General features: G+C 65.3%; 10 protein-coding genes. 1 reads left to right on the top strand and 9 read right to left on the bottom strand.

Features of this window, described 5'->3' with window-relative positions; genetic code table 11:
* Window positions 1-38 precede the first annotated feature (38 nt).
* Window positions 39-926, top strand: coding sequence for a LysR family transcriptional regulator (locus CLV01_RS13950; RefSeq protein WP_099734057.1), 888 nt, complete (start codon window positions 39-41; stop codon window positions 924-926).
* Window positions 927-1,083: 157 nt separating this feature from the next.
* Here CLV01_RS13950 and typA read toward each other — a convergent pair whose 3' ends face one another.
* From typA to CLV01_RS13905, 9 genes are all read right to left on the bottom strand, one after another.
* On the bottom strand, window positions 1,084-2,910 hold the full coding sequence (typA, locus tag CLV01_RS13945; protein WP_034398352.1) for a translational GTPase TypA: 1,827 nt from the start codon (window positions 2,908-2,910) through the stop codon (window positions 1,084-1,086).
* Between the two features lie 23 nt (window positions 2,911-2,933).
* Entirely contained in the window at window positions 2,934-3,899 is a 966-nt protein-coding gene (truB, locus tag CLV01_RS13940) for a tRNA pseudouridine(55) synthase TruB (protein ID WP_012204836.1), read from the bottom strand.
* A 4-nt stretch (window positions 3,900-3,903) separates the two neighbouring features.
* Window positions 3,904-4,275: a 30S ribosome-binding factor RbfA gene (gene rbfA, locus CLV01_RS13935; protein WP_012204835.1), complete on the bottom strand. Its 372-nt coding sequence runs from the start codon at window positions 4,273-4,275 to the stop codon at window positions 3,904-3,906.
* 6 nt (window positions 4,276-4,281) lie between these two features.
* Window positions 4,282-7,143, bottom strand: a complete 2,862-nt coding sequence (gene infB / locus CLV01_RS13930) for a translation initiation factor IF-2 (protein ID WP_013803037.1) — start codon at window positions 7,141-7,143, stop codon at window positions 4,282-4,284.
* A gap of 23 nt (window positions 7,144-7,166) precedes the next feature.
* On the bottom strand, window positions 7,167-8,654 hold the full coding sequence (gene nusA, locus CLV01_RS13925; RefSeq protein WP_012204833.1) for a transcription termination factor NusA: 1,488 nt from the start codon (window positions 8,652-8,654) through the stop codon (window positions 7,167-7,169).
* Window positions 8,655-8,741: 87 nt separating this feature from the next.
* On the bottom strand, window positions 8,742-9,320 hold the full coding sequence (gene rimP / locus CLV01_RS13920; RefSeq protein WP_034392158.1) for a ribosome maturation factor RimP: 579 nt from the start codon (window positions 9,318-9,320) through the stop codon (window positions 8,742-8,744).
* 265 nt (window positions 9,321-9,585) lie between these two features.
* Window positions 9,586-9,987 (bottom strand): thioredoxin family protein, encoded by a 402-nt coding sequence (locus CLV01_RS13915; RefSeq protein ID WP_099734058.1) that lies wholly within the window; start codon window positions 9,985-9,987, stop codon window positions 9,586-9,588.
* Window positions 9,988-9,996: 9 nt separating this feature from the next.
* Complete coding sequence (locus CLV01_RS13910) at window positions 9,997-11,340, bottom strand: c-type cytochrome (RefSeq protein ID WP_099734059.1); 1,344 nt, start codon at window positions 11,338-11,340, stop codon at window positions 9,997-9,999.
* Window positions 11,337-12,182, bottom strand: coding sequence for a c-type cytochrome (locus tag CLV01_RS13905; RefSeq protein ID WP_099734060.1), 846 nt, complete (start codon window positions 12,180-12,182; stop codon window positions 11,337-11,339). Before CLV01_RS13905 ends, CLV01_RS13910 begins: the two co-directional genes overlap by 4 nt.
* Window positions 12,183-12,267 lie beyond the last annotated feature (85 nt).

Genomic DNA, 12,267 nt, shown 5'->3' with positions numbered 1-12,267 from the left:
AGACTTAATTCAGCATCTCTGATACACGGTGGATATCAATGGGCCTGCGCCAACTGCGTCACTTCGTCACCCTGGCCCGCACGCTCAACTACCGGCAGGCGGCCGAGCAGCTGCACATGTCGCAGCCGCCGCTGTCCCAATCCATACGCCGGCTGGAAGACAGCCTGGGCGTGCAGCTGTTCCAGCGCGACCGCCGGGGCACGGCGCTGACCGAGGCAGGCCTGGCGGCCCTGGAAAGTGCCGAGCTGGCCCTGCACCATGCGCGCCAGATGCAGGAGGTCTCGCGCGCCACGGCCGGCGGCGAGCGCGGGCGGCTGCACATAGGCTTCATAGGATCGGCCACGTTCTCGTTGATTCCGCGGCTGGTGCAGGCCTTTCGCAGCGAATATCCGCTGATCGACCTGGTGCTGACCGAATCGACCACGCGCGAGATCTGCGCGCAGGTGGCCAGCGGCGATTTCGATGCCGGCCTGCTGCGCTACCCGGTGACGCAGGCCACCGAGCTGTCCATCACGCCCGTGGAAAAGGACGAGCTGGTGGCCGTGCTGCCCGAAGGCAACCCGCTGCTGCAGCGGCCCGCCTTGCGGCTGCGGGACCTGGCGGACCAGCCCTTCATCAACTACCGCCCCAGCGAGGTGCCAGGCCTGCACGCGCTGGTGGTGCTGGCCTGCCAGAACGCGGGCTTCATGCCCCAGGTCAAGCAGCATGCCGTGCAGGCGCAGACCCTGGTCAGCCTGGTGGGTGCGGGCCTGGGCGTGGCGCTGGTGCCAGCCGTGGTGGCCAAGGGCAGCACGCCGGGGGTGGTGTTCCGCGCGCTGGCAGATACCGAGAACCTGCCCTCCATCGGCCTGGCCCTGGCGCTCAATCCGCAGCAAAGCGCAGCGGCCGGGCAGCGACTGCGCGAGTTGCTGCTGCAGCTGCAGTAGCAAGCAGTTGCAAGCAGCAGCAGCAGCAGCAGTTCCTTTGCCGTGGCGCCCGCACGCCTGAACGGCGCGCCACAAAAGACAAAGGCCGCAGATGCGGCCTTTGACAGTCAGGGCGGTGAAGCCATGCGGCTTGCGTGCGCCCTGGTCGCAACAGCGCTTATGCGCCGCGCGAAGCGCGCTTGCGCTCGTTCTCGGACAGGTGGCGCTTGCGAACGCGGATGCTCTTGGGGGTGATTTCCACCAGCTCGTCGTCCTCGATGAATTCCACCGCGTATTCCAGCGACAGGTCGATCGGGGGCGTGATCTTGATGGCATCTTCCTTGCCGGACACGCGGAAGTTGGTCAGCTGCTTGGTACGCGTGGCGTTGACCACCAGGTCGTTGTCACGGCTGTGGATGCCGATGATCATGCCTTCGTACACGGGATCGTTGGCCTTGACGAACATGCGGCCACGGTCGTCCAGCTTGCCCAGGGCGTAGGTGAAGATTTCGCCTTCGTCCATGGAGATCAGCACACCGTTCTTGCGGCCGCCGATTTCGCCCTTGTGCGGCTCGTAGCTGTCGAAGATGTTGGAGATCAGGCCGGAACCACGGGTCAGGTTCAGGAATTCGTTGGTGAAGCCGATCAGGCCACGCGCAGGAATGCGGTACTCCAGGCGCACGCGGCCGCGGCCATCGGGTTCCATGTTGACCAGCTCGCCCTTGCGCTCCCCCAGGGCCTGCATCACGCCACCCTGGTGGCCTTCTTCGATGTCGGCCGTCACCAGCTCGATAGGCTCGTGGCGCACGCCGTCCACGTCGCGGTAGACCACGCGGGGCTTGGACACGGCCAGCTCGTAGCCTTCACGGCGCATTTCTTCCAGCAGGATGGTCAGGTGCAGTTCGCCGCGGCCCGACACTTCGAAGATGCCGTCTTCGTCGGTTTCCTTGACGCGCAGGGCCACGTTGGAACGCAGTTCCTTTTGCAGGCGGTCCCAGATCTGGCGGCTGGTCACGAACTTGCCTTCACGACCTGCCAGCGGCGAGGTGTTGACGCAGAAGTTCATGGTCAGCGTGGGCTCGTCGATCTTGAGCATCGGCAGCGGCTGGGGGTTCAGCGGGTCGGTCAGCGTGACGCCCATGCCCAGGTCGGCGATGCCGTTGACCAGCACGATGTCGCTGGGACCGGCTTCGGTCACTTGCACGCGGTCAATGCCCTGGAACTTCAGAACCTGGTTGATGCGGCCCTTGTAGCTCTTGCCGTCAGGACCTTCCATGACCAGCACGTCGGTCGAAGGCTTGAGCGTGCCGGAGGTGATGCGGCCCACGCCGATACGGCCCACGAAGGTGGAGTAGTCCAGCGCCGAGATCTGCATTTGCAGCGGAGCGGCAGGATCGCCCTTGACGGCGGGAACGTGCTTCAGGATGGTGTCGAACAGGGCCGACATGTCGGGGCCCCACTGTTCGCCGGGAGCGCCTTCTTCCAGCGAGGTCCAGCCGTTGATGCCCGAGGCGTACACCACGGGGAAGTCCAGCTGCTCGTCGGTGGCACCCAGCTTGTCGAACAGGTCGAATGCGGCGTTGACCACGTAGTCGGGACGCGCACCGGGCTTGTCCACCTTGTTGACCACGAGGATGGGCTTCAGGCCCAGGGCCAGTGCCTTCTTGGTCACGAAGCGCGTCTGGGGCATGGGGCCTTCCTGCGCGTCGATCAGCAGCACCACGCCGTCCACCATGGACAGGGCACGCTCCACTTCACCGCCGAAGTCCGCGTGGCCGGGTGTGTCGAGGATGTTGATGTGCGTCTCGTTCCAGCTCACGGCGCAGTTCTTGGCCAGGATGGTGATGCCACGCTCGCGTTCGATGGCGTTGTTGTCCATCACCGTGTCCACGACTTTCTCGTGTTCGGCGAAGGTTCCGGATTGGCGCAGCAGCTGGTCCACCATGGTGGTTTTGCCGTGGTCCACGTGGGCGATGATCGCGATATTGCGGATTTGTTTGCTCATAGTGTTTTCCCATTGCCGCTGCGTCATGGGCGCGGCGTGTCTTCCAAAATCTGTTGAATTTCCAGTGAACTGAGCAGGCGCCCGGGGATCAGTTCCCCACGCACCACGCGCCCCACTCCCAGCAGAGCCTGTGGGTTCTCGCCATACACAGCCACCGCCTCGGCATCGGCCCAAGCGCCCTTGCGGGGCAGGCCCGTGAGAAAACGGGCCGCATCTTGCTCGCCCAGCGTGACAGCCGTGTGGCTGGCCAGCAGGGCGTCGACAGGCTGCAACTGCTGCAGACGCTCGCCCTCGCCCATGGCGGCCAGCGCCTCCAGCGAGATACAGCGCTCGACACCCAGCCCCCCGGTGTCGATACGGCGCAGCGCGCGCAGGTGCGCGCCGCAGCCCAGGGCCTCGCCCACGTCCTCGGCCAGCGTGCGGATGTAGGTGCCCTTGCTGCAGGTCACCAGCATCCGGATCGCAGGCAGGCCTTCGCTGTCTTGCGTCAGCGAAAGCTCCAGTGCGTGGATTGTCACTTCGCGTGCCGGGCGCTCGACTTCGATGCCGGCACGCGCATATTCATAGAGAGCCTTGCCGTCCTTCTTGAGGGCGCTGTACATGGGTGGCACCTGGCGGATCGCACCCGTGAACTGCGCCTGCACGGCGGCCAATCGCTCGGCCGTGAGGGCGGCGAGGTCAACGGCGCGCTCGCGCAGCACCTCGCCCTCGGCATCGGCCGTGGTCGTGGTCTGGCCCAGGCGCGCAATCGCCTCATAGGTCTTGGCAGCTTCAAGCTGCAACTGGCTGAACTTGGTCGCCGCACCGAAGCACAGCGGCAGCACGCCGGTGGCCAACGGGTCCAGCGTGCCGGTGTGTCCGGCCTTTTCGGCGCGCAGCAACCACTTGACCTTTTGCAAGGCGTCGTTGCTGGACAGCTCCAGCGGTTTGTCGAGTAGCAACACCCCATGCACAGGGCGCCGCTGCACCCTTGTGCGTGGCGCGTTCATGGGGCTACTCTTCCTTTCCGCGCGAAGAAACGGCCTTGGCGATCAAGGCGTTCATGTCGGCCGCACGCTCGGAGGTGCGGTCGTAGATGAAGTGCAGCGTGGGCACTGTGTGGATGTGCAGGCGCTTGAACAGGCCATTGCGCAGGAAGCCTGCGGCCTGGTTCAACGCTTCCTGCGTCGCCTGTGGATCGCCCACGAGCAGGCTGAAGTAGACCTTGGCGTGGGCATAGTCCGGAGTCACCTCCACGCTTTGCAGCGTGACCATGCCCACGCGCGGGTCCTTCAACTCGCGCGCGATCAGCTCTGCCAGATCACGCTGGATCTGGTCAGAGACTTTGAAGCTGCGATTCGGCGCAGCGGACTTGCGTGTTGCCATGGCGAATTACAGCGAGCGCGCGATTTCCTTGATCTCGAACACTTCGAGCACGTCGCCTTCGCGAATGTCGTTGTAGTTCTTGAGCTTGATACCGCACTCGAAGCCTTCCTTGACTTCCTTGACGTCGTCCTTCAGGCGCTTGAGCGATTCGATCTCGCCCGTGTAGATGACCACGTTCTCGCGCAGCAGGCGGAAATGCGCATTGCGCGTGACCTGGCCTTGCGTGATGTACGAGCCGGCCACGGTGCCGATCTTCGAAGCCACGAACACGGTGCGGATCTCGGCCATGCCGATGATCTCTTCCTTGCGCTCGGGAGCCAGCATGCCGGACATGGCCGCCTTCACCTCTTCGACTGCGTCGTAGATGATGTTGTAGTAGCGCAGGTCCACATCGTTGCTCTCGGCCGTCTTGCGAGCCTGGGCATCGGCCCGGACGTTGAAGCCGATGATGATGGCCTTGGAGGCCAGCGCCAGGTTCACGTCGGACTCGCTGATGCCGCCCACGCCCGAGTAGACCAGCTGAACGCGGATCTCGTCGGTCGAGAGCTTGAGCAGCGATGTGCCCAGCGCTTCCTGCGAGCCCTGCATGTCGGCCTTGATGATGATGGGCAGGGTCTGGACCTCGCCTGCACCCATTTCGGCAAACATGTTCTCGAGCTTGGCAGCCTGCTGGCGGGCCAGCTTGGTGTGGCGGAACTTGCCGGCGCGGTAGGTCGCGATTTCGCGGGCACGACGCTCGTCCTGCAGCACCATGAAGTCGTCGCCGGCCTGGGGCACGTCGGACAGACCCTGGATTTCCACCGGGATGGAGGGGCCGGCAGACTTGGTCTGCTTGCCGTCTTCGTCCAGCATGGCGCGCACGCGGCCGTAGGTCTGGCCTGCCAGCACCACGTCGCCCACCTTCAGCGTACCGGACTGCACCAGCACCGTGGCCACAGGGCCGCGGCCCTTGTCCAGCTGGGCTTCGATGACCAGGCCCTTGGCAGCGGCTTCCACGGGAGCGGTCAGCTCCAGCACTTCAGCCTGCAGCAGAACCTGCTCCAGCAGCTCGTCGATGCCCTGGCCGGTCTTGGAGGACACGGCGATGAACGGGGACTCGCCGCCGTACTCTTCAGGCACCACCTGCTCGGCCACCAGGCCTTGCTTGACGCGGTCGAGGTTGGCATCGGGCTTGTCGGCCTTGGTGATGGCAACCACGATGGGCACACCAGCCGCCTTCGCGTGCTTGATGGCTTCCTTGGTCTGGGGCATCACGCCGTCGTCGGCCGCGCACACCAGGATGACGATGTCGGTAGCCTGGGCACCACGGGCACGCATGGCCGTGAAGGCCTCGTGGCCCGGGGTATCCAGGAAGGTTACGATGCCGCGGGGCGTCGTCACATGGTAGGCACCGATGTGCTGGGTAATGCCACCGGCTTCGCCCGACGCCACCTTGGTGCGGCGGATGTAGTCCAGCAGCGAGGTCTTGCCGTGGTCCACGTGGCCCATGACGGTGACCACGGGAGCACGCGACTCCTGAGCAGCTTCCTGCTGGGACACTTCCTCGGCCGTGAAGGCTTCGGGATCGTCCAGCGCGGCGACCTTGGCCGTGTGGCCCATTTCCTCGACCACGATCATGGCCGTGTCCTGGTCCAGAGGCTGGTTGATGGTGACCATCTGGCCCATCTTCATCAGCACCTTGATCAGCTCGGACGCCTTGACCGACATCTTGTGCGCCAGTTCGGCCACGGTGATGGTCTCGGGCACGTGCACTTCGATGGCGCGGAATTCCGCTGCCGCGCTCTGGTGCTGACCGTCATGACGGTCATTGCCACGACGGCCGCCACGCGGGCCGCCGCGCCAGTTGGAACGGCCACCCACGCCACCGGAGCTGTCGCCACGGGTCTTGATTTCCTTCTTCTTGCCATCGCCAGCCCAGCTCGACGAGAGCTTGGCGGACTTGACTTCCTTGCCGGCACCGGCAGGCGCACCCGCACGCGCACCGGCTCCACCGGCGGTCGTGCCGGCAGGCTTGTGCAGCGTGGTCTTCTTGGCATCGCCGGCAGCGGGCGCTGCAGGCTTGGCCACGGGCTTGGGCTCTTCAGGCTTCTTGGCCACGAGCACCTTCTTGGGCGCAGCCATCATGGCGCGAATGGCTTCGGCCTCGGCCAGCGCCTTGCGGCGGCGGTCTTCCAGATCCTTGGCGCGTTCGGCTTCCTCGGCCGCGCGGGCCTTGGATTCTTCCTCGGCCTTGACGCGAGCCGCAACCTGGGCTTCGGCGCGCGCGGCCTGGCCTGCAGCCTGCTCACGCGAAGCTTCCTGCTTCGCGCGGTTGGCCTCGAGGATCTTTGCGGCTTCTGCAGCCGCATAGGCGCTTGCGCGCTCTTCGGCTTCTCGTTCGCGTTGTTGAACTAGTTCGCGCTCTTCGCGCTCACGGCGTTGCTGTGCCAATTCTTCCTCCTCGCGGCCGATCATTTCGGCCTGGCGACGTGCTTCCCCTTCGCGGCGCACCAGATCCTGGGACTCGCGCTCCGATGCCGCGCGCTGCTCCTGGGCAGCGGCAACGACAGCGGGATCGGAGGCGCCCTCGGCGACCTCGTCACGCTTGACGAAGGTGCGCTTCTTGCGCACTTCCACCTGGATGGTGCGGGCGCGGCCCGACGAATCGGCCTGCTTGATCTCGCTTGTGGACCGTTTGGTCAGCGTGATCTTCTTGGCGCCACTTCCGTGGCTGGCCTGCAGATGGCTGAGCAGTTGCTGCTTGTCGCCGTCGGTCAACGCATCCGATGCGTTGTCCTTGGCGACGCCTGCAGCCTTGAGCTGCTGCAGCAACGTGTCAGGGGTCTTGTTGAGCTCTCTTGCAAACTCGGCAACCGTATTACTGGACATATATGCTCTGAACCTCCCTGACCTTACTCTTGCCCTTCGGTGAACCAGTGTTCACGCGCCTTCATGATCAAAGCCTTCGCTTCTTCCTCGGTCTGCCCGGTCAGCTCGGTCAACTCGTCGATGGCCAGATCGGCCAGATCGTCTCGGGTGTGCACATCGGCCTCGGCCAGCTTGTCCACGATCTCCGGAGTCATTCCCTCGAGCGTCAGCAGATCCTGCGACACTTTGCCCACGTTTTCCTCGTGCGCGATTTCCTGCGTCAGCAGTGCATCTTTCGCCCGGGTGCGCAACTCGTTCACCGTCTCTTCGTCGAACGCCTCGATTTCGAGCATTTCCTGCAGCGGCACATAGGCCACTTCTTCCAGGGTCTCGAAACCTTCCTCGATGAGGATGTTGGCGATTTCCTCGTCCACATCGAGCTTTTCCATGAACAGCTGGCGCGCAACAGCGGACTCGTCCGCCTGCTTTTGCGCAGACTCAGCCGCGTCCATGATGTTGATCTTCCAGCCGGTGAGCTCGGAAGCCAGGCGAACATTCTGACCGCCACGGCCGATGGCGATGGCGAGGTTTTCCTCGTCAACCACCACGTCCATGGCATGCTTTTCCTCGTCCACAACGATGGACGACACATTGGCCGGAGCCAGCGCGCCGATCACGAACTGTGCAGGGTCTTCGGACCACAGCACGATGTCCACGCGCTCGCCAGCCAGTTCATTGGTGACGGCGTTGACACGGGTGCCTCGCACGCCGACGCAGGTGCCGATGGGATCGACACGCTTGTCATGGCTGAGCACGGCGATCTTGGCGCGGCTGCCGGAATCGCGAGCGCAGCTCTTGATCTCCAGCAGGCCCTGCTCGATCTCGGGCACTTCGTTGCGGAACAGCTCGACCATGAACTCGGGCGCCGAGCGCGACAGGATGATGGGCGCGCCGCGCAGCGTGGCGTCCACTTCCATGATCATGGCCCGCACGCGGTCGCCGTTGCGCAGGTTTTCCTTGGGGATCATCTCGTTGCGGCGCAGGCGTCCTTCGACACGGCCGGCCTCGACGATGATGTCGCCCTTGTCCATGCGCTTGACGGTGCCCGTGAAGATCCGGTCGCCGCGCGACAGGAACTCGTTGAGCAGCATTTCGCGCTCGGCGTCACGGATCTTTTGCAGGATGACCTGCTTGGCCGCCATGGCGCCGATGCGGCCGATGGGCACCGACTCGATCTCTTCCTCGATGTACTCGCCTTCGGAGATACCGGGGACGCGGTCCTGTGCGTCCATCAGCATTTCTTCGGCATCGGGGTTTTGCAGGCCCGCATCATCGGGCACCACCAGCCAGCGGCGGAAGGTGTCGTAGTTACCGCTATCGCGATCGATGGCCACGCGGATGTCCACCTCACCTTGGTACAGCTTCTTGGTGGCCTGGGCCAGGGCCGATTCCACTGCACCGAACACCAGATCGCGCTCCACGTTCTTTTCGCGCGAAATGGCTTCTACCAACATCAACAATTCGCGATTCATGCGACGACTCTCCTATTTCAATCACACAGGAAGGGGATGGCAGTGCCCTTCCTGCCCCAATGATTCGACGTACCCTGCCTGCTCCGATCAGACCGGCTTGGCAGAACGCCCCTTGAAATCCACGATGGGAGCCAGACGCGCCTCGCGCAGCTCCTCCAGAGTGAAGCCCAGCGCCTGCAGGGGCGCGGGAACACGCTTTTTGCTGACCTTCTGGCCAGGCTTGACGGGTGGCTCATCGCTCCAGACGATCTGCCAGCCACCATCTTCGGCACGCTCCAGCGTGCCGCGGAATTTCTTGCGATTGGCGCTGACCTGCCCTTCAGCGGCGGCGCCGATGGGCTCCTTGAGGGTCAGGTCGATGACTTCACCGACAAAGCGGGTGAAGTCCTGCTCGTGCCGCAGGGGGCGGTCGATACCAGGGGAGGAGACCTCAAGGCGCGTGTAATCTGCGCCATCAACCTCAAGCGCGAACTGCAGCTGGCGCGTGATCTTCTCGCAGTCCTCGACTGTCACGAACTGCTCCGGCACCACCGGCTCACCCTCCACCGGGGGCTGCCAAGGCAAATCAATTGTGACGCGCAACAGCCCGCCCGCCGAGCGTTCTATTTCCACCAGGTCATAGCCCAGACCTGTCACGGTTTGTTCAACGATTTGCTGTAGTGCCACGTGTATTTAAATTCAGTCCTGCAAACACAAAAGACCCGGAACGCCCCTGAAACATTGGCAGCAGCCATGTCCCAACAGCGCCGAGCCCCATGGCAATCCCGAAGGTCGCCCGAAGATCGCCCAAAAAAAAGGGCGGTTGGTACCCGCCCGTTTGGTCGTGAATATGCCATTGTATCCGCAAACGACCTTCAGGCCAAGCCCGCCCCGCACAAAAGCGGGGACAGGACGGGGTGCTCAGGCCCGCCCGCGCACCCTTGGCCCGGCGTCAGGCGCCAACGCGCTCCAGCGCCTGCGCCGACTGGAGCCGCCGCAAGAGGGCCTGCGCCTCGGCGGGGTCGGCAGGGGCCGCGCCCGGGTCCTGGGCCAATGACTGCAGCATGCGCGCTACAACCCCCGCCTGGGGCAGCACCGGCCCCAGAAAACGTGCACACTCGCCATCGGCCACCAGCAGCGAGGGGAAGGTTTCGATGTCCAGGTCTCCGGCCACGTCCTCGCGGTCCTCGACATCAAGCCAGACAAAGCGCATCTGCGGGAACTGGCTTGCCAGTTCCGCAAACGTGCTTCGGTATTGGTTGCAAACGCCGCACCATTGCGCGCACAGGCAAACCACCCACCAGGGGCGGGTGGCGTCGCTGTCGTCCGGCAGCTTGCCGGCCATTGAATCCATGAAAGCCTCTCAGAAACCACGCCCTTCCCGGGCGCGATAAACCTCCATGTTACCGATTTCCGCCGCCTTGTTGCCCCAGGCGTTGCGCACATAGCTGGCCACGGCGGCCACCTGTGCATCGGACAGCACATGACCGAAAGGCGGCATGCCGTGCGGCTGCGGCTGCTGCCGGGTGGAGGGTGGGTAGCCCCCCTCCAGCAACACCAGCAACAGGTTGCGCGGCTCGGCCAGGGTCACGGAGGCATTGCCCGCAAGCGCGGGAAACGCGCCCGGCGTCCCCTGGCCCTCTGCACCGTGGCATACCGCGCATTGCCGCTCGTAGATGGCCCGCCCCAAGGCCATTTGCCCGGATGGCACGGGCGCGGCAGCAGGTCTGCTCCTGGGCGGGCCTGCTGCCGCGCCCTGCTCCTGCAGGTAGGAAGCGAGGGCCTGCAGATCCTGCGGCTGCCAGTGCTGTGTGCTGCGCGCCACGACTTCGGCCATGGGGCCCAGCGCCGATCCCGAAGGACCCGAACCCGTCTGCAGCAACTGCACCCAGGCGGACTCCTGGCCCGCGCGCACGCCGGCTTCGCCCGGATCAAGCAGCGACGGCGCATACCAGGCCTGCCCTGCCACAAAGCCACCGGACATGACCTGGGACGAGGCACCCATGCCGTTGCGCGGTGCATGGCAGGCCGCGCAGTGCCCCAGGCCCTGGGCAAGATAGGCACCGCGATTCCAGGCAGCCGCCTTCTGCGGCCGGTCCTGCCAATCCTGCGGGGTGAAGAACAGCGCGCGCCAGACAGCCAGCGAGCCCTGCCAGCCATAGGGAAAGTCCAGCGCATGCCGGGGCACCTGCGCGCGCACGGCAGGCAGGCTTTGCAGATAGGCAAACAGCGCGTCCGAGTCGGCGCGCGTCACATGGGTGTAGCTGTCATATGGAAAGGCCGGATACAGCAGGCGCCCTTCCCGTGACCGCCCGTTATGCATTGCACGCCAGAAGTCCTGGGCCGTCCACAGCCCCAGGCCACTTTCCTTGTCAGGCGTGAGATTGCTGGTGTAGAGCGTGCCGAACGAGGTGGGCAGGCCCCGCCCACCCGCATACTCGGCGCCGCCAGCCGCCGTATGGCAGCCTGCGCAGTTGCCCACGCGGGCCAGGTAGGCACCGCGCTCTATCAAGGCAGTTGGCGTTTCGCGCGCGCCTGACCAGCCGCCATGACCGTAGGCGTGCACGCCCTGCTCGCCCCGCAGGTTGAGCCAGACCAGGAGCGCGCCCAGCAGGGCGATGATCAGCAACGCCAGCCCTGCCACCCTGGCCAGCCGCCGCCGCCCGTGTGTGTTCCCGCTTGCCGCGTTTTCTGCCAGGGTGTTCATGGCTTGCCCTCCTGGCCGGCAACGGCGGCTACGGCGCCGCAGCGCAGCGGCATGGGCAGGGCCAGGGCTTCATGTCCGCCCGGCGCCGCCAGTGCGGGGCGCGATGACAGCCAGGCCGTGACGGCTACGACCTCCTGCGCCGTCAGCGCCTTGGCCACCTGGTCCATGCAGTCGGGCGCTGCCGCCTTGCGCTGGCCGGAGCGCCAGGCACCGATCTGGCTGTTCAGATAATCGCGCGACAGGCCCAGCAGGCCCGGAATATCGTCACCCGCACCCATGAGCCGCTCACCATGGCAGGCAGCGCAGGCGGGCAGGCCGCGCTGCGCGTCGCCCCGCAAGACCAGTTGCTCGCCACGGGCGAGTTCAGCGGGCGGCAGTTGTACCGGCACAGGCGGGGCATAGGGAAGCTCCAGGCCTGCAAAGTGCGTGGCGATCTGTCGCAGATAGTCGTCCGACATGAATTCGATCAGCCGGTTCATGGCGGGATAGCTGCGGCGCCCTTGCTGGAAGTTCTTGAGCTGGCGGTACAGATAGCCTGCGGGCTTGCCTGCAATGCGCGGAAAGTAGCCGCTGGGGGTGGCCCGGCCCTCGGGTCCATGGCAGGCCGTGCAGGCCAGCACCCTGGAGGCCATGGAGCCCACATCGGGCAGCGGGGCGCTGACCACGGCGGGCGGCAGGTCTGCCATGGGCACGCCCGGTGCTGGCTGCATGGTCTGCGCGGTCTGCGCCATCACCCCGCAGGTTCCACACGCGCCGGCCACCAGCCATGCGCCCAGCAGAGCCCTCCATCCCCTGGAGCCTGTGCGCCCCCGCCCAGCCCGCCACCGACTGCCATGTGCCATGTCCGACGCCTCCTGTTCCGTCCTGCCGACGCGCGAATGTAATGAACCCGTCACAAGATGCCAGTCAAGCAGCAAAAGGCCCATC

The sequence above is a fragment of the Delftia sp. 60 genome, assembly GCF_002754395.1.
Taxonomy (GTDB): domain Bacteria; phylum Pseudomonadota; class Gammaproteobacteria; order Burkholderiales; family Burkholderiaceae_C; genus Comamonas; species Comamonas acidovorans.
This window is presented reverse-complemented; position numbering and strand designations above follow the sequence as displayed.